An 18,084-nucleotide genomic window follows, 5' to 3' on the forward strand; every position below is an offset into this window, starting at 1 on the left:
TATGCGAGCAGTTATTCAAAGAGTGAGTCAAGCAAGTGTCACCATTAATAACGAAACCGTTGGAGCGATTGAGCAAGGTTTCATGGTTTTACTAGGCATTCATGAAGAAGATACATTGGAAGATGTTGCCTACTTAGTACGTAAAATAACAAAATTAAGAGTATTCGAAGATTCAGAAGGTAAAATGAATTTAGATATCTCAGCCGTCAATGGGGCAATTTTGAGTATTTCGCAATTTACCTTACATGCAGATACGAAAAAAGGCAATCGACCAAGTTTTATTAAAGCTGGACGTCCAGAAATGGCGATCCCATTATATGATGCTTTCAATCAAGCATTGCAATCAGAAGGACTATTGGTTGCGACAGGTGAATTTGGAGCCAACATGCAAATCGCTTTAATTAATGACGGACCTGTAACAATTATTATTGATTCTAAAGAAAAGTAAAAAAAGAAACGAATCTTACAACTTTGTTAGTAAAGGAAGATTCGTTTCTTTTTGTTGTAAAATCAAGCTTTTTTAATCGATTAATAAAAAATCGACAACGTTTTTGTAACATAAATGACATTTTTGCAACAATCGTATAGAAAAAAAATGCTAGGTATGGAATAATAGATGAAAAAGGAAACTGGAGGATACAGCATGAATTTTTGGCAACGCGGACTGAAAAGCGTCACTAGACGGAAAGGTCGCTCACTTATTTTATTTTTAGTGATTTTTATTTTAGGAAATGTCATCGCAGGATCAGTTGCGATTCAACAATCAACGAAAAATGTTGAGCAAGAAACAAAGAAACAAATGGGGGCCGTAGCAACAATTGAACTGGATTATGAACGTGTCGACAAGGAGCAACAAGCCAACCCAGAAGCGTTTGAAACAAATGACGAATGGCATAAACAGCCACCATTAAAAGAATTAGAAGCAATCGGTGAATTACCGTATGTTAAATATTTTGAGTATTCCATCGGTTCTTGGATGGGATTAAATAAAATCAAGTCTTATAGCGATCCAGAAATGGGGATGTCTTACGGAGGTGGCGCAAAATACAATCTAAGTGTTCGAGGCGTCAACCGTAAAGAAATTGTTGATATCGAAGAAGGTTTAATCAAGCTAGACGAAGGTTCTATTTTTAGTGATAAAGACATTGAAGAAGGTACGAATAATATTATTATTAGTAAAGAAGTAGCAGAGTTAAATAATTTATCTGTGGGCGATCAAGTCGTTTTTGATGTGACAGGTGAATACTATCCAATGGATGGAAATGGCGAAATGGAAGGTTCTGATGACGAAGAGACGACCATGGATTCTATGGGAGGAACGGAAGAAACCGAAATTCGTACGTTTGATTTCCCAGCTAAAGTGATTGGGATTTTCTCTGTTATTAAGAAAGAACAAAAAGAATTAACGCCAGAAGAACGTTCGAATGAGAGCTGGATGGCAATGGATCAGATTAATACGATTTATGCACCGAATAAACTTGCAAAAGAATTAAATAGCCAAATGTCGCAAAAAATTTGGGGAGTATCAGAAGACGACTTGGTTAATGAAGAAGAATACTATCAAACAACGTATGCACTCAAGTCAACTGATGATTTAGAAGCTTTCCGTGAAGAAGCCAATGCCTTAATTTCAAATAAGTATTACGAAGTTAAAGCGGCAAGTGATCAGTACGATCAAGTCGCAGGAAGTATGAAGAAACTTGGTCAAATTTCAGGCTATGTGGTAATCATCGCTGTCGCGGCTTCATTAATGATTATTACATTAATCGTTTTATTATTCTTACGTGATCGTAAACATGAGCTAGGAATTTATTTGTCGCTTGGTGAAAATCGTGGGAAAATTATTGGTCAAATTTTAATTGAACTACTCTTAATTGGTTCATTAGCACTCGTTTTATCATTAGTAACAGGTAATTTATTAGCCGGCGGTATTTCAAACTCACTATTCCAAATGGATTGGTTTGCAAATACAGACCAAAACGGCATGATGTATTCTAGTGGAATCATGGGACAAAATACTATTTCGCCAGAACAAGTCCAAGCTGCCTATAAAGTGACGTTTTCAATGGGCTATATCGTGACTTACCTAGTAACAGGTTTAGGAACGATTTTATTGTCAGCTGTGGTACCATTATTGTATATTTTACGCTTAAATCCGAAGAAAATTATGATGTAGGGAGGAACAAGGATGTCATTATTACAAACGAAAAATGTCGATTATTATTACCAAGATGGAGATGCCCGTCGTTACATTTTGAAAGATGTTTCGGTTGATTTTGAAAAAGGTCGTTTTTATTCAATCTTAGGACAATCTGGTTCAGGAAAAACAACGTTTCTATCACTAATTAGTGCATTGGATTCACCAAAAGAAGGGGAAGTCTTACTAGAAAACGAAGACATCAAGAAAATTGGTTATGAGGTCTTCCGTCGCAACAAGATTAGTATTATTTTCCAAAGTTACAACTTAGTACCTTACTTAACAGCGGTTGAAAACGTCCTTGTTCCAATGGCTGTCACGGACAATCCACTACCGGATAATCATGCATCGGTGGCTTATAATTTACTGGATTATATTGGTATTACTAGAGACAAAGCAGATCGTTTAGTCAATCAATTATCGGGTGGAGAACAGCAACGTGTTGCAATCGCTCGTGCTTTGGCGACAAACGTTGATATTATTTTAGCGGATGAGCCGACAGGAAACTTAGATGAAGAAATGGAACAAGAGATTGTTGATATTTTTAAAGAGTTAGCTCATACACATAATAAATGCGTCATCATGGTTACGCACTCGAATGAAATTGCTCAACAAGCCGATGAAGTACTGACGTTACGTAAAGGTGTGTTAAGTCGCCATGAATGATTTTTTATCTAATTTTACAAAAGAAAATTACGATGGTAAAAAGCATGAACCAAAAGACGAAGAAAACCAGCAAGGAATACCAGAGCAAACGAGCGAAGAAATTCCAGTAGAGTCTTCTTTCAAACCATCTGCGAAAGAGTCATCGGAACCGATTTTTGATTCAGCTGAGATGCTAGATGGCGAACCGTCTGATTCTGTGAAAGAAACAGCAGAGAATGTGCCTGTCACAACTCCAACTCGTCGTCAAACACGTGAACAAGCACCGGTTAGTCGTTTTGAAACTGAAGAAACAGAATTTGATCCGACATACAAAAAGAAGCAACAAAAAAAATATGCGATAATCGCAGCATTATCTATTATAGCCGTTGCCGTCATTGGTTTTGCTTATTATCAATTGACACATGTGAAAGTGCCTGATTTTAAAGAAAAAGAAGTCGCTAGCGTCCGTACGTGGGGCAATGATGAAGGCGTTAAAATTAACGTTACGCAAGAATATAATTTTGATACCGAAATCAATGCCGTTATTTCTCAAAGTGTCCCTGCCGATAAGAAGATCCGTAAAGGAAAAACGTTAGAAATTGTTAGCAGTTTAGGGCCAGATCCAGAAGAAAAAATTAGTTTACCTGATTTTTCTAAGATGGATAAGACCGCAGCAGCGGAGTGGGTTAGTGAGAATAAAGCGGAGAATGTCACGATTATTGAAAATTATGACAATAAGCTAAAAAAAGGTGCCTATATTAAGCAAGAGTTCGCGAACAAAGATTTAAAACCAGAGAACTATATGCGAAAAGATCGTTTAATGATTTATTTCTCAAAAGGGAAAGAAGTCTTTGAAAAGAACATTGATGTTTTGGAATTTAAAGGAAAAGCGGTAGCTGACGTTGAAGAGTGGGCGAAGAAAAACGAAGTTAAACTAAAACTAGTTAAAGATTTCTCACAAACAGTCGCAGACGGCATCGTTATCTCGCAAGAAATTGCGAAAGGCCAAAAAATTTCAAAAGATGAAGAATTTATTGTTCACATTTCGAAAGGAAAAGCGATTGAAGTGCCAGATTACAGCCAGTATACAATGGACGAAGCAAGTAGCTTAGATTCTGGTGTATCAGCTGTTATCAAAGGAATGTACTCTGAAACGGTTCCTTATGGTCAATTCATTAGTCAATCAGTTGAAGCAGGGAAACAATACAATGAAACAGACAAGATTCCAAGCGTCAAAGTTGTTTACTCAGAAGGTCGTCCTTACATGCGTGATTTACGTGGATCAACGAATGAAGGCGAACTTGCGAAGTTATTCTTTGACGAATTCGAGTCAAAAGGTGCCAATATTTATTACCAAATTTACTATGTTGATTCCGCTGAACCAAAAGGTCAAGTGGTTGAAATGAGTACGTATGGTCAATTTATTTACATGGGCACAACGGTTTCCATAGGGATTAGTTTAGGCAACCTGAGCCAAACAGTTGCGGAACCACCTGCGGATAACTATTCACCACCTGCCGAAGAAGAAGTGCCACCTGTTACAGATGAACAACAAGCAATGACTGACGAATCGGGAACAATCGAAAATCAGTAATCGAAAAGAAAGATAAAAGTACGATGCTTACTAGTGTGACTAGGAAGTATCGTACTTTTTTTGTTGATCAAGGATACCAATATCTTTTGTTAGAAAAAACAACCAACCTTTTGTTTTGTTTATTAAATATATTAAAATAATAGATAGTAAAGTAAAGCGATATATGAAATAATAGTTTAAAAAGGTATTTGGGGGTTACAGTATGAAATTTTGGAAACGAGGACTTAAAAGTGTGGTTCGACGAAAAGGTCGTTCATTGATTTTATTTTTGGTTATTTTTATTTTAGGCAACGTCATTGCAGGGGCAGTTGCGATTCAACAATCCACAAAGAATGTTGAAATCGAAACGAAAAAACAATTAGGTGCGGTTGCCACCATTGACTTAGACTATGAACGGATTCGAAAAGAGCAAGAGGAAAATCCAGAAATATTTGAATCCGATGATGAGTGGTACATACAACCCCCATTAAAAGAATTAGAAGCAATCGGCACGTTACCTTACGTTAAATATTTTGAGTACTCGATTCGTTCCTACTTAGATGTAAATAAAATCGAATCCGTGACCGAAGGGGAAAACAGAGTGGCAAATGGTGCCGCTACAAAATATTCTTTTTCAGTAAAGGGTGTCAGTCGTCCAGAAATGGCTGATATCGAAGAAGGTTTCATTAAGTTAGAAGATGGTAGCCTATTTAGTGACAAAGATCTTTCTGAAGGCACCAATACGATTATTATCAGTCAAGAAGTTGCGGAATTAAATAATTTATCCGTTGGCGATCAAGTCGTTTTTGATGTCACCGGAGAATATTATGCAATGGCAGAAAATGAATCCGAAGCATCGAGCGAAGAAGCAACAAGCGAATCCGGACAACCAATGGGTGAACCTGAAATTAGAACCTTTGATTTTCCAGCGAAAGTCATTGGGATTTTCTCAGTGATAAAAAAAGAAGCAACCGAAGAAGAGAATGAGAATGCAAGCTGGATGGCGAAGGAACAACTGAGCACGATTTATGCACCAAACAAGCTCGTACAAGAATTGCAGCGTCAAAGAGCGGAGAAAATTTATGGGCAGACAGCAGAAGAAATCGCATCCGCAGAAGAGATTTATCAGACAACTTACGTGCTAAAAACAATTGATGATTTAGAAGCCTTTCGCGAAGAAGCCAATGCGTTACTGACCAACGATTATTATCAAGTATTAGCGTCCAGCGATGAATACGATCAAGTAGCAAGTAGTATGAAGAAACTTGGCCAAATTTCGGGTTACGTCGTGATGATTGCGGTCGCCGCAGCTTTATTAATTATTAGTTTGATTGTGCTTTTATTTTTACGTGATCGAAAACATGAGCTAGGTATTTATTTATCGATTGGTGAAACCCGTGGGAAAATTATCGGTCAAATTTTGGTTGAGTTATTATTGATTAGCGCCATCGCATTGTTGCTTTCACTCGTAACAGGTAATTTATTGGCAGATAGCATCTCGGGTTCCTTGTTCCAAATGGATTGGTTTACAAATCCGGAGCAATACAGTATGAGGTACTATGATGGTTTAATGGGAAATAGTCACGTATCATCGGATCAGGTTCAAGAAGCCTATCAAGTAAATTTCTCGCTAGGCTATATCGTGACCTACTTTTTAACAGGGTTAGGGACGGTTTTATTGTCGGCAATTGTCCCGCTGTTATACATTTTACGTTTAAACCCTAAGAAAATTATGATGTAGAGTGAAGGGGATTTCAACTTGTGATTCACTTAAAAGGTTATGGCTTGCATTTACGCCATAACCTTTTTATGATGGAAAGAAAGAACGGAGGCAAAATCATGAGAGAAAAGATTGTTGTCTTTGGTGGGAATGGCTTTTTCGGGCAACGTTTTGTCCGACTGGCATCTGAGCAAGGTTTTCAAGTCATCAGTGTTTCAAGAAGAGGCGCACCACAACCGACCGAAGCGTGGCATCGAGCGGTGGAGTGGGTAAAAGGCGATGTCTTCTCACCGGAAGATTGGCGTTTGTTATTTGAAAATGCCACAGCTGTCGTTGATTGCATTGGGATTATTCATCAGAACCCCTCAACCAATCAAACATATCAACGATTCAATGTCGAAATAGCGCGTATTTTAGTTACCGAGGCACGCAAGCAACAAGTTCCTATTTTTGTCTATTTATCAGCAAAGCCGTTTGTACCCTTTCTATTAAAAGCTTATTTTGAATCCAAAAAACGAGCGGAAGCCATCATCATGGACGTTTATCCCAATCCACTAATAATACGTCCGAGCTTATTTGTAGGAAAAGAAAGACGAGGAACACGAGCAGTGGCACAATTAACGAAATTTGCACATGCATTAGGGTTGTTAAAAAAATTTCAACCGCAGCCAGTTGAAACCGCTGCTCGAATGGTTTTAGATGAAATGATTCAAAAAATGAAGACAAAAGAAGTGGGATAAAAATCGCTGATTAACCAACGCTTCAGATAAAAACAATCAAAGTGCCTATGACAGATGTCTTAGGCACTTTGATTGTTTTTTACGATTGATGGTGAGATGCCGAAGTGCTTTTTAAATGATTTACTAAAATGATAAGCATCTTCATAACCAACTGCTTTTGCGACTTCTTTGACAGTTAGGTCTTGTTTTTCAAGCATCTGATGAGCATTTTTTAAACGAATTTGAATTAAATAGTTAATTGGTGAAACACCCGTTAGGTCTTTGAATATTTTGGATAAATAAGTCGGACTGACATAGTAAAGCGTTGCCAATTGTTCAATCGAAATTTCTTTGGCGTAGTTATTCTCCATATATGTCGTAATCAATTGCACGACTTGGTTCATACGATCGCTTTGGTTCGCGTGAGCGGGGTCTTGGAACTGTTCTTCTTTTTCTAAACTGCGTAGAAGTAAAATCATCATTTCCATTACGAGCGCGCGCCCAATAAAGTGGAAGTTTGTTTGTTGTTGATTGAATTCTTCAATCAGTTGCCAAGCTTTATCAAAGACCTTGAGTTGATTGTCTTGAATCGAAAGCAAGGAACCATTAGTTGGAAAGTGGTTTTCTTCTAAACCGTAAAGTTTAAAATTTTTGATTCCGATGTGTAACTGGTGAGAGTAGGTATTGATTAGCTGTTTTTCCGCGTGATCCACTCCAGGGTTAAACATCAAGACATCGCCACTGCGAACGGTTCGCCATTCGCCATCAATTAAATAGAGGGATTCACCTTGTAAGATGATGGAAATTTCAAAAAAGTCATGATGGTGAACGGAATTTTCGTTATCTGGTTGATTCCATAAGTCAAAAGCATATAAAAGTTCTGGATTAAACGATTCTAAATTCATTTTTTCTCCTTATCTCTGAGACTTTGTTTCGCATACTTCCTATTATACAGTAAAAAAAAGAAATAACAGGGAAAAGAAGCGAAAATACATAGAAATTTCCATGGCCTTTCGTAAGATATTCCATTCTATTTATATGGGTAAAAGGTATGATAGGACATGTAAAAATAGAAAAGAGGGGAAGCTTATGAATAATTTCCAGTGGCTTTGGCAATATTTGAAAAGTTATAAAGTCCGAATGGTTGTTGCACTTATTTTTGTTGTTGTCAATTCGCTTTTAATTATTATTAATCCGATTATTACAGGGGAGTTAGTTGATAAAGTAATTGATAAAGGACAGATCGACTTACTAGTACCGTATTTATTAATTATGATTGGCGTTCAATTCTTTCGAACAGTGATTCGTTACATCTATCAAATTATGTTTGAAAGAGTCAGTCAAAATGTCTTGTTTGCGATTCGTGAAGATCTTTATAAGAAATTACAAGAGCTTGATTTTGATTTCTTTAACCACACACGAGTCGGTGACATTATGGCACGAATGACTGGTGATACCGATGCGATTCGTCACTTTGTTTCTTGGGTATCGTATAACGGGATTGAATCAATGTTATGGTTTATTACAGCCATTGTGATGATGGGATTAATCAATTTTAAACTCATGCTGTTACTTGTTATTATTACACCTGTGATTTATATTTTAACAATGAAAATGTCACATGCCGCACATCCTGTGTTTTTTGAAATTCGAGAAAGTTTCTCTCGTCTGAACTCAATGGTCGAAGAAAATATTGGTGGTAACCGTGTTGTTAAAGCATTCGTTCGTGAAGATTATGAAATCGAAAAATTCACGAGCTTTAATGAAGATTACAAAAAGCGCAACATGGACTCGGCAAAAGTATCTGGTAAATTTTTACCATGGCTAGATTTATTGGCAGGAAGTTTAACCTTAACAACGATTTTAGTCGGCGGTATTTTTGTCGTTAATGGGACAATGACGCTCGGTGAATTGATTATGTTTAACAGCTTTTTATGGATGTTAAATCAACCGATGCGTATGAGTGGTTGGTTAATTAACGACGTTCAACGATTCTTCGCTTCATGTGTCAAAATTCGTCAAATGTTAGGAACAAAAGCGAATATTCCTGTGGAAAGCAAAGGCGAGAGTACTAAAATTAAAGGTTTCGTGGAATTTGATAATGTTTCTTTCCATTTTTCAGATGATCCTGAAACCGATGTTTTAAGTAATGTTTCCTTTAAAATTGAACCAGGACAGACGATTGGAATCCTTGGTGAAACGGGATCGGGCAAAACGACACTGGTTAACTTAGTTGCTCGTTTTTATGATCCAACAGAAGGTCGCGTCTTACTTGACGGTCGCGATGCCAAAGACTATCCAGTTCGTCAATTAAGAGAAAATATTTCAATGGTTATGCAAGATGTTTTCCTATTTTCAAACACAATTGAAGAAAACATTTCATTTGGTAATCCTTATATGGAACCAGAATACGTCCAACGTGTCGCAGCTGTAGCAGATGCGCATAACTTTATTTCTACCATGCCACAAGGCTACGAAACAGTCGTTGGGGAACGTGGTGTGGGACTTTCCGGAGGTCAAAAACAACGGATTTCCCTGGCTCGTGCATTAGCAAAAGATCCAAGTATTTTGATTTTAGATGATACGACTTCCGCAGTTGATATGGAAACCGAGTCTAAGATTCAAAAAGAATTAGCCGAATTAACCGGTGAGAAAACAACCTTTATTATTGCTCACCGTATTTCATCGGTTCGTGATGCAGATTTAATTTTAATGATGGAAAAAGGTTATGTCATTGAACAAGGTAGTCATGAGGAGTTAATTAGCAAAAAAGGCTTCTACTACGATGTTTACCAAAAACAATTAGGTTTAACGAACGGGGAGGTGGGCTAAATGGCACGTAATCGTTTTGATGAAGATGAGGAATTAGTCCAGGAGTTTAATTGGTCGCAATACAAACGTTTAGGCCAATATGTCACTCCTTATAAAAAATCAATTTTTAAAGTACTATTTGTTATTATTTTAGCGAACGTCGCGAGCATGTATGGTCCGTATTATATGAAGATCGCGATTGATGAAGTGATTCCGCAAAAAAATATTCAATTGCTACTGATTAGTAGTGGAATTTTCTTAGTCTCACTGTTATTTATGGCTTGGTGTATGCGATACCGTATTTTAGCGATTACTGAAATCGGGCAAGATATTTTGAAAGATATGCGTTTCTCTATTTTTGAGCACTTACAGCGCTTACCTTTTTCATACTTTGATAATCGTCCACACGGGAAAATTTTAATTCGAGTGGTAAACTATATCAACACATTAAGTGATTTACTAAGTAACGGGTTAATTAACTTAATTTCTGATATCTTTAGTGTGATCATTACACTGGCATTTATGTTCTTTATCGATGTGAAATTAACGCTTTACAGTCTCGTTTTACTGCCTGTCTTGTTTGTGATGGTGATGTTTATTACAACAAAACAACGTAAAGCCTATCAACATTTGAGTAACAAACAATCAAACTTAAATGCTTATATTCACGAGAGTATTTCAGGAATTAAAATCACGCAATCATTTGCTCGTGAAGAAGAAAACGCGAAGATTTTTAATGAAGTCAGTAATGAATACCGTGTGGCTTGGATGAAGGCAGTTAAGGTTCAATTCTTGCTTTGGCCAGGGGTTCAAAATATTTCGGTTTTAGCGACCAGTATCATTTATTTTGTGGGAATTCGCCAGATAGGTGTTGAAGTCTCAACGGGGACATTGATTGCATTTATTGGCTACATCAACAACTTCTGGAACCCAGTGATTAATATCGGTAACTTCTATAACTCATTAATTACGGCATCCGCTTACTTAGAGCGTATTTTTGAAACAATGGATGTCGTTCCTGAAATTCAAGATTCTCCAGGCGCACAAGTCTTACCACCAATTAAAGGTCAAGTCGACTTTGAAGAGGTTGTCTTCCGCTATGAAGAAGGCGGAAAAAACATTTTAGACGGTGTTGATTTTAAAATTACGCCAGGACAATCGATTGCATTAGTTGGTCCAACTGGAGCCGGTAAAACAACGATTATTAACTTGCTGAGTCGTTTCTATGATGTCAATGAGGGAAGTGTTAAAGTCGATGGTTACGACGTTCGCGACGTGACACTTGATTCCCTTCGAGCACAAATGGGCGTCATGCTACAAGATACATTTGTCTTTTCTGGAACCATCTTAGAAAATATTCGTTACGGAAAACTCGATGCAACCGAAGAAGAAATCATGCAAGCGGCAAAAATTGTTCGAGCACATGATTTTATCAAAGACTTAAAAGATGGCTATCAAACAGTCGTTGAGGAACGAGGAAGTACCTTATCAGCTGGGCAACGCCAACTGATATCCTTTGCTCGTGCATTACTAGCTGATCCTAAGATTTTAATTTTAGATGAAGCGACATCAAGTATCGATACGAAAACAGAAGAGCTGTTACAAGAAGGCTTACAGCAATTATTGAAAGGCCGTACGTCATTCATTATTGCTCACCGCTTATCTACAATCAAAAATAGTTCAAAAATCTTTTATGTTTCAGGTGGGAAAATTGCCGAAGCTGGCACCCATGATGAATTGATGGAACTAAAAGGCATGTATCATCATTTATATCAATCACAGTACGATTTAATTCGTGCAGGATAGATTGCAAAATCTCCCCAACAAGATCCCCCTCTTGTTGGGGGGATTTTTTATTACTTGTTGAATAGTTCTAGTACTAGAACCTCAAGGATACGAAATCTACCGAAGTTGATAATAAATTCCACCTATTTTGACTAATGCATCCGTGTTCATTAGTGAGAGGATAAAAGTGTGAATTTTATTCATTCATCGGCTATACTAATAAAGAACAACTATCAGTCAAAGGAGTCGATGAAGGGTGAATGAATTAATCGAGTTACAAAATGGATCGGATATTCGAGGGATTGCCATTGAGACAGCAGAGTATTCAGCGAATTTAACGCCAGCTGCGATGAGAAAAATTGCATCGGGTTTGATTCATTGGTTAAAAAAACAAGAGTCGGGGAAATCAAATAAAAGCTTGAAGGTTGGGGTTGGTCGCGATAGTCGTTTAAGTGGGGAAACGCTAAAAGAGGCGATGGTTACGTCTTTAATTGAACAAGGGATCGATGTGATTGACTTTGGTTTATCGACGACACCAGCGATGTTTATGAGCACGCAATTTCCTGAATTTGCGTGCGATGCGGGAGTTATGTTGACGGCAAGTCATTTACCATATTATTTTAATGGCGTAAAAATTTTTAGTCCAACAGGTGGCGCAGAGCATGAAGATATTGTTACGATAACAACAAATATTGAACCAATTATAGGCGTTGAACAAGGGCAAATGACGCATGCGGATTTAATCACGCCTTATGCGGCTGATCTAGTGCACAAAATTCGTCAGGGAATCAAGGGACAACCGGAGAAACCACTGTCCGGTCTAAAAATAATTGTTGATGCCGGGAATGGTGCTGGAGGGTTCTTTGCAGAAAAAGTGTTGGAACCACTTGGCGCAGATACTACGGGCTCACAATTTTTAGACCCAGATGGATCGTTTCCAAATCATATCCCGAATCCAGATAATAAAGAAGCAATGTCAAGTATTCAACAGGCAGTCTTAAGCGAAGGGGCAGACTTAGGGGTGATCTTTGATACAGATGTTGATCGCTCGGCTGTCGTAACCAAATCGGGAGAAGTTTTGAATCGTAATAACTTAATTGCTGTATTAAGTCGAATTATTTTAGCCGAACATCCTGGAACGAGTATCGTGACGAATTCACCGACGACGGATCACTTGAAGGTCTTTATTGAAGCGCTTGGTGGCAAACAAGTCCGTTACATTTCAGGCTATCGGAATGTCATTAATAAGAGTATTGAACTGAATCAAGCAGGAATTGATAGTCAATTAGCAATTGAAACAAGTGGGCACGCGGCTTTTAAGGAAAATTACTTCTTAGATGATGGTGCTTATGTCATTGCTAAAATATTGATGTTATTGCCACAGCTCCAAGCGAAGGGAGAAACACTTGAAGAAATGATTGCGGAGTTAAAGCAGCCAGTTGAAACACAAGAAGTTCGATTTAAATTGGAAGCAAAAGATTATCGTCCATTAGGTGAACGAGTCATTGCAGACTTATCTACCATCCAAGTATCTGGTTGGACAATTGATTTAGAAAACGAAGAAGGGATTCGTTTTAAATTAGATAAGGATTATGGTTCCGGTTGGTTCTTGCTACGGATGAGCTTGCATGAACCGCTATTAGTCTTGCAAGTTGAAAATGATCAAATGGGAATGGTTGTGCCAGTTTTACAAAAAATCCAACAGTTTTTAACTGATTATCCGGCAGTGAATCAAGAAAGCTTGTTAGCTCTACTTAAATGAGTCAGTAAATAAAAGAGGGGGGGGGACAAAAAGTCCCTTTGCTCTGAGAAACTAGCGATAAATTCGAATGATTGGGCTTTCAATTGCTCAAATTTAGTGAAATTATTCGGAAGAGCAAACTTTTGTTACCCGGTTATCGATCAAATATTTGTATAATAAAAAAGGGCTGTGACGGATGTCACGGTCTTTTTGAGTTGCATTTCAAATCAAGCTAGAAAAAGGCTCTATGATCTTTCTATTATTGATGGAAAAATAAAAGTGAAAAAGAATGCATACTTTCTCATTTTTGTTGAGTTCAAGTAAAAAGTAGGTATAATAGGAAACGGAAATATTGGAAGATTACTGATTTTTCTGACATTTCAATAATATTTGTCGAATTTAATAGGTAATCGAACAATGGGAATAAATGCTCAAGCATGGCCTGAGTTAGTAGGAGGAAATAAAATGGATATATTTCGTAAAAAATCGATTAATCCAAGTAGTAAAAGTGAGCTTAGTAAAAATCTGAAGTTAAAAGATTTGATTTTGCTCGGAATTGGTGCCGTAATTGGAACGGGGATTTTTGTGGTAACAGGAACAGCTGCAGCGGATTACGCAGGACCCGCAGCGACACTTTCATTTTTAGTGGCAGCGCTAGTCGTTATCGCCAGTGGTTTCTCATTTGCCGAATTTTCATCGCGCATTCCAATAACCGGTGGTCCCTATGGTTACTTGTCAGTCGTTTTTGGTGAATTTAGTGGATGGATGGCCGGTTGGTTTCTTATTTGTGAATATTTGTTAGCTGTTTCTTCTGTAGCGTCAGGTTGGTCCTCTTATTTTCAAGGGTTCTTAACCAGTGTCGGTATTCATTTACCTCATGCGCTAACAGCGGGATATAATGCCCAGAATGGCACTTACATTGATTTAGTTGCAGCGATTATCGTTCTTTTTATTACCGTTTGGGTAACGCAAGAAGCCAAGAAAGCTTTAAGCTTAAACAATATCATGGTGTGGGTTAAATTTGGTGTGATTGCCTTATTTATTGTCGTTGGTTTGTTCTTTATTGAACCAGGAAATTGGAAACCTTATGTACCATTTGGTGTTTCAGGTATCTTTGATGGCGCAGCATTAGTCTTCTTTGCCTTTTTAGGTTTTGATGCGATTGCAATGGCGGCTGAAGAGGTTGAAAATCCGAAGAGAGATATCCCTCGTGGTATTATTGGTTCGATTTTAATTGCAACGACCCTTTATGTTATCGTTACGGTAATTTTAACGGGAATGGTTCCTTATACAAAATTAGGCGTGGGTGATCCAGTCGCTTTTGCCATGCGTTTCGTAGGATTAGAAAATGTCGGTACGATTTTATCAATCGGGGCGATTTTCACGTTGTTAACCGTTACGATTTCGATGTTGTACTCATTGGTTCGTTTAATTTATGCGATTAGTAAAGATGGTTTATTACCAAGCTTCTTGAGTAAGATTGACAAAAAACGTCGCACGCCGGTTACGGCAACTTATGTAACTGGAATGATTGCCTTGTTCTTTGCAGCGGCTTTTCCAATTAACTTATTAGCAGAATTAACGAACATCACCGCATTGGCATGTTTAGTTATGATGTCACTCGGTGTGATTCGTTTACGCAAAATCATGGGCGAGCCGACAACTGGTGAATACCGTATGCCATTTGTTCCGGTACTACCATTAATCAGTGCTGCAGCGTGTGCCTTTTTAATGACACGCTTAACAAGCGCGACATGGATTGTCTTTTCGATTACTATCGTGATTGGTGTAGCCATTTACTTCTTGTATGGATATAGAAATAGTCATTTAAATCAAAAAGACTAAACAAAAAAGCGCTCATTGAGCGCTTTTTTTGTTGATTTTAACGAGATAATTCTAACATTTTTTGTTTCAATGCTTCTTCCATCGACTCCAGTTCGATTTCAGCAGCATGACGTTTTTCTTTACCTTCTTGTTGAATACGTAAGGTTTCTTGAATCGTTTCAATTAAATCATTTTGTGTTTTTTGGAGTGTTTCGATATCAACGATGCCACGTTCATTTTCACGAGCCGTCTCAATTGCAGAAACTTTGAGTAATTCTGAATTTTTCTTCAGTAAGTCATTCGTTGTTTCAGATACTTGACGTTGTGCAGTAACGGCATCTTTTTGACGTAGCAATGTTAGAGCAATCGCGACTTGGTTTTTCCATAAAGGAATCGCCGTGTGGATCGATGATTGAATTTTCTCGGCTAATGCTTGGTTTGTATTTTGAATTAGGCGAATTTGTGGTGCTTGTTGAATCGTGATTTGGCGCGTCAAACGTAAGTCATGCGTGCGCTTATCTAAGCGATCTAAAAATTGTGAGTAGTCATTGGCGATTTGAACATCCATTTGATCGCCTGTTTCTTCGGCTTTTTTCATTGCAGCAGGGATAATGGTGTTTTGAAGTTCTTCCATTTTTAATTCACCGGCTGCGATGTAAATATTTAATGCATCAAAGTAATCTTTGTTTTTTTGGTATAACTGCTCCAGCATGATGTTGTCTTTAAGTAAACCTTCTTTTTCTTTGTCGAGTTTCACAGCGACTTTATCGATTTGAGCACCAATCTTTTGGTATTTTGCGGTAATTTCAAAAATCGATTGTTTGACTTTACCAAACATGCGCTTAAATAAATTGCCTTCACCGGCACGTAAATCATCTGGATTGGCTTCTTTTAAGCGAAACATTAATTCGGTCAATGAATCACCAACAGGGCCAACATCATTGGCTTGAACGTGGTTTAGCATGGATTGTGAAAATTCACTTAATTTCCCTTGAGCTGCCGAACCATAAGTAATCACGGCTTGTTGATCGGTCGCATCAATTTTAGAAGCGAGTTCCTGTGCTTGTTTTTGGCGATCGGCTGGTAAACGGTCAACGAGACGTGTCGCTATCGTTTGGTTTTGTAATTCGTTTAGTTCTCGTTGTTGGTTAACCGTTAAATCATCGGTTGAAGTCGAAAAAGGATTTGCTAACAAATCTTCGAGTGTATCATTAACAGGTGTTGGTTGTTTTGAATCAGTCATAATAAGGGATCCTCCTTGAAATAGATAGTTGTTTTTTAAAATAAAAAAGAGCTGGAAAAATCCAGCTCATCAAAAATTATTTATTTGATTCTGTCTGGTTATAAGTATTATCTCTTTTTAAGCTTTGTTTTGCAATCGATAACTCAACATCTAGGTCATCTAAATCATCTGCCACAAAACGTTGATAATCAGACGTAATCAAGGCTGCTAGTTGATCGATGATTTGAATGCTTTCTTCCATTTTATCGTAAGTTTCACGACTTTTAACTTCGTGGTTATTAATCTCGATGTATTTGTCGGTCAAGTCAACTAAGTTTGGTAAATGAGTGTAAAGAAAGTGACTGGCTTCATGAAGACGCGTCGGTTCTTTGACAAGCTCTTTAAAAAGAGCTTTAGCTGCACGTAACGTATCATGACGTAAATCAATCGCTTTTAAGCGTGCGTTGTGCTGAATGTTTTTTTGCAGTTGATCAATTTGTTGCTTCGTTTGGTTTAACGTTTCGCGGAAAATATCGATTTCGCGCGGTGTCATGCCATTGGCTAAGTAGGCTTCTTCTCTTTTTTTCGTTAATGAAGGTAGCGCATCTTTTGGCTGTGCACTTCCTTTTGAACGAAAAGCAAAAAATAAAAGGAGCGCACCAAAAAGGAAAAGGATGAAGTTGAAATTATTCGCGTCACCTAAAATCATTAAGAAGAAAACAAACGCAACAATTCCCCCGATAATCCAGTGCTTTTTCTTTTTTTTGTTTTTCATTTATACAGCCTCCTAAAATTACTTTGAAATAAAATTGAACGAATCTTTTTGTTGTTCCTACAAGTATTATTCTAGCATGTAACGATCGATAAAAGTATACGACTTGAGATGGATTTTATGAATTTTAGGAATTTTATAAACAATTGTATGTTAAAATATTAGAAACAAGTGGGATTACTAAAAGGGAGACGATTGAGATGCTACATTATGAAGATTTTGAAGAAAAAACAATTAAACGTCAGGAAATTTTTAAAGGAAAAATAATTGATGTTTATCTTGATGATGTGATGTTGCCCGATGGTAATACCGCAAAAAGAGAATTGGTTTTTCATCCAGGTGGTGTCGGCGTTTTAGCAATCACCCCAGAAGACAAGATTGTTTTAGTGAAACAGTTTCGTAAACCACTCGAACAAATTTTGCTTGAGATTCCAGCTGGGAAAATCGAAACAGATGAAGGTCGTACGCCAATGGAAACTGGAGCACGCGAATTAGAAGAAGAAACAGGCTATCGTGGCGAATCTTATGAGCACGTGACTTCCATGTATCTATCGCCAGGATTTGCGAACGAAAAATTACATATTTATCACGCCAAAAATCTTTTCAAAGTTGAAAACCCTTTGCCGCAAGATGCGGATGAAGTCTTGGAAATTTATGAATTAACCTTTGAAGAAGCACAGAGCAAGATGCTTTCGGGTGAAATTTGTGATGCGAAGACAATTGTGGCGATCCAACACTGGGCGTTATTAAGAGATAAGGAAAGGAAATAACATGTCAAAAGAACCAATGATTACTCGTTCAGAGCTTAGAAAACGACGGGAAGAGTTAGAAGCAATGAGCGAAAAAAAGCAAAAAAAAGCAGAGAAAGCTTATCAAAAAGAAGAAAAAGAAATAGATAATATTTATCGTAAGAAACGAAAAAAGCAATCAAATATCACAAAAACTCGAACGGGTGAAAAAGAAAAATCACGCCAAATGAGTAATTTTTTAATGAAGTGGATTTTGATTGTATCTGTGTTAATAATTGTGGTGATGTTGATTATTTTCTTTTTATAAAAATAGAACAAAGAAATTG

15 protein-coding genes are annotated in these 18,084 nt (G+C 37.5%); 12 read left to right on the top strand and 3 right to left on the bottom strand.

Annotated features, from left to right (window positions below):
* Nucleotide 1: 1 nt before the first annotated feature.
* The 6 genes from dtd (at nt 2) to IEV09_RS09560 (ending at nt 6,875) form a co-directional block, all read left to right on the top strand.
* Complete coding sequence (dtd, locus tag IEV09_RS09535; RefSeq protein ID WP_188368069.1) at nt 2-448, top strand: D-aminoacyl-tRNA deacylase; 447 nt, start codon at nt 2-4, stop codon at nt 446-448.
* Between the two features lie 195 nt (nt 449-643).
* Entirely contained in the window at nt 644-2,176 is a 1,533-nt protein-coding gene (locus IEV09_RS09540) for an ABC transporter permease (RefSeq protein ID WP_188368070.1), read from the top strand.
* Between the two features lie 12 nt (nt 2,177-2,188).
* A complete protein-coding gene (locus IEV09_RS09545) occupies nt 2,189-2,863 on the top strand; it encodes an ABC transporter ATP-binding protein (protein WP_188368071.1) in 675 nt (224 codons plus the stop codon).
* Complete coding sequence (locus tag IEV09_RS09550; protein WP_188368072.1) at nt 2,856-4,436, top strand: PASTA domain-containing protein; 1,581 nt, start codon at nt 2,856-2,858, stop codon at nt 4,434-4,436. Before IEV09_RS09545 ends, IEV09_RS09550 begins: the two co-directional genes overlap by 8 nt.
* 202 nt (nt 4,437-4,638) lie before the next feature.
* Nucleotides 4,639-6,156 carry an ABC transporter permease gene (locus IEV09_RS09555; protein ID WP_188368073.1) on the top strand — a complete coding sequence of 506 codons (1,518 nt, stop codon included), beginning with the start codon at nt 4,639-4,641 and terminating at the stop codon, nt 6,154-6,156.
* 98 nt (nt 6,157-6,254) lie between these two features.
* Complete coding sequence (locus IEV09_RS09560; protein WP_188368074.1) at nt 6,255-6,875, top strand: NAD-dependent epimerase/dehydratase family protein; 621 nt, start codon at nt 6,255-6,257, stop codon at nt 6,873-6,875.
* A 59-nt stretch (nt 6,876-6,934) separates the two neighbouring features.
* Here the strand turns inward: IEV09_RS09560 and IEV09_RS09565 are convergent, their stop codons facing one another.
* On the bottom strand, nt 6,935-7,759 hold the full coding sequence (locus tag IEV09_RS09565; protein WP_188368075.1) for a helix-turn-helix transcriptional regulator: 825 nt from the start codon (nt 7,757-7,759) through the stop codon (nt 6,935-6,937).
* A 184-nt stretch (nt 7,760-7,943) separates the two neighbouring features.
* On the opposite strand from IEV09_RS09565, the gene IEV09_RS09570 reads away from it, so the two are divergent.
* The 4 genes from IEV09_RS09570 to IEV09_RS09585 all read left to right on the top strand — a co-directional run bounded on the left by IEV09_RS09570 (nt 7,944) and on the right by IEV09_RS09585 (nt 15,036).
* The gene (locus IEV09_RS09570; protein WP_188368076.1) at nt 7,944-9,686 is read left to right on the top strand and encodes an ABC transporter ATP-binding protein; all 1,743 of its coding nucleotides are present in this window, start codon (nt 7,944-7,946) and stop codon (nt 9,684-9,686) included.
* Nucleotides 9,687-11,471, top strand: coding sequence for an ABC transporter ATP-binding protein (locus tag IEV09_RS09575; protein WP_188368077.1), 1,785 nt, complete (start codon nt 9,687-9,689; stop codon nt 11,469-11,471).
* 235 nt (nt 11,472-11,706) lie between these two features.
* Nucleotides 11,707-13,212 carry a phosphohexomutase domain-containing protein gene (locus IEV09_RS09580; protein ID WP_188368078.1) on the top strand — a complete coding sequence of 502 codons (1,506 nt, stop codon included), beginning with the start codon at nt 11,707-11,709 and terminating at the stop codon, nt 13,210-13,212.
* Between the two features lie 444 nt (nt 13,213-13,656).
* Nucleotides 13,657-15,036 (top strand): amino acid permease, encoded by a 1,380-nt coding sequence (locus tag IEV09_RS09585; RefSeq protein ID WP_188368079.1) that lies wholly within the window; start codon nt 13,657-13,659, stop codon nt 15,034-15,036.
* A 37-nt stretch (nt 15,037-15,073) separates the two neighbouring features.
* Here IEV09_RS09585 and IEV09_RS09590 read toward each other — a convergent pair whose 3' ends face one another.
* Nucleotides 15,074-16,258, bottom strand: coding sequence for a toxic anion resistance protein (locus IEV09_RS09590; RefSeq protein WP_188368080.1), 1,185 nt, complete (start codon nt 16,256-16,258; stop codon nt 15,074-15,076).
* 76 nt (nt 16,259-16,334) lie between these two features.
* Nucleotides 16,335-17,012: a 5-bromo-4-chloroindolyl phosphate hydrolysis family protein gene (locus IEV09_RS09595; protein ID WP_188368081.1), complete on the bottom strand. Its 678-nt coding sequence runs from the start codon at nt 17,010-17,012 to the stop codon at nt 16,335-16,337.
* A gap of 197 nt (nt 17,013-17,209) precedes the next feature.
* Here IEV09_RS09595 and IEV09_RS09600 point away from each other — a divergent pair, with 197 nt between their 5' ends.
* Nucleotides 17,210-17,779, top strand: a complete 570-nt coding sequence (locus IEV09_RS09600; protein WP_188368082.1) for an NUDIX domain-containing protein — start codon at nt 17,210-17,212, stop codon at nt 17,777-17,779.
* Between the two features lies 1 nt (nt 17,780).
* Nucleotides 17,781-18,065 (top strand): cell wall synthase accessory phosphoprotein MacP, encoded by a 285-nt coding sequence (macP, locus tag IEV09_RS09605; protein WP_188368083.1) that lies wholly within the window; start codon nt 17,781-17,783, stop codon nt 18,063-18,065.
* Nucleotides 18,066-18,084 lie beyond the last annotated feature (19 nt).

It is taken from the genome of Enterococcus alcedinis (assembly GCF_014635985.1).
Lineage (GTDB): Bacteria > Bacillota > Bacilli > Lactobacillales > Enterococcaceae > Enterococcus_I > Enterococcus_I alcedinis.

Bases quoted from the DNA above. Each gene is read 5' to 3' on its own strand.
- dtd (WP_188368069.1), top strand. From the start codon at position 2: ATGCGAGCAGTTATTCAAAGAGTGAGTCAAGCAAGTGTCACCATTAAT.
- IEV09_RS09540 (WP_188368070.1), top strand. From the start codon at position 644: ATGAATTTTTGGCAACGCGGACTGAAAAGCGTCACTAGACGGAAAGGT.
- IEV09_RS09545 (WP_188368071.1), top strand. From the start codon at position 2,189: ATGTCATTATTACAAACGAAAAATGTCGATTATTATTACCAAGATGGA.
- IEV09_RS09550 (WP_188368072.1), top strand. From the start codon at position 2,856: ATGAATGATTTTTTATCTAATTTTACAAAAGAAAATTACGATGGTAAA.
- IEV09_RS09555 (WP_188368073.1), top strand. From the start codon at position 4,639: ATGAAATTTTGGAAACGAGGACTTAAAAGTGTGGTTCGACGAAAAGGT.
- IEV09_RS09560 (WP_188368074.1), top strand. From the start codon at position 6,255: ATGAGAGAAAAGATTGTTGTCTTTGGTGGGAATGGCTTTTTCGGGCAA.
- IEV09_RS09565 (WP_188368075.1), bottom strand. From the start codon at position 7,759: ATGAATTTAGAATCGTTTAATCCAGAACTTTTATATGCTTTTGACTTA.
- IEV09_RS09570 (WP_188368076.1), top strand. From the start codon at position 7,944: ATGAATAATTTCCAGTGGCTTTGGCAATATTTGAAAAGTTATAAAGTC.
- IEV09_RS09575 (WP_188368077.1), top strand. From the start codon at position 9,687: ATGGCACGTAATCGTTTTGATGAAGATGAGGAATTAGTCCAGGAGTTT.
- IEV09_RS09585 (WP_188368079.1), top strand. From the start codon at position 13,657: ATGGATATATTTCGTAAAAAATCGATTAATCCAAGTAGTAAAAGTGAG.
- IEV09_RS09590 (WP_188368080.1), bottom strand. From the start codon at position 16,258: ATGACTGATTCAAAACAACCAACACCTGTTAATGATACACTCGAAGAT.
- IEV09_RS09595 (WP_188368081.1), bottom strand. From the start codon at position 17,012: ATGAAAAACAAAAAAAAGAAAAAGCACTGGATTATCGGGGGAATTGTT.
- IEV09_RS09600 (WP_188368082.1), top strand. From the start codon at position 17,210: ATGCTACATTATGAAGATTTTGAAGAAAAAACAATTAAACGTCAGGAA.
- macP (WP_188368083.1), top strand. From the start codon at position 17,781: ATGTCAAAAGAACCAATGATTACTCGTTCAGAGCTTAGAAAACGACGG.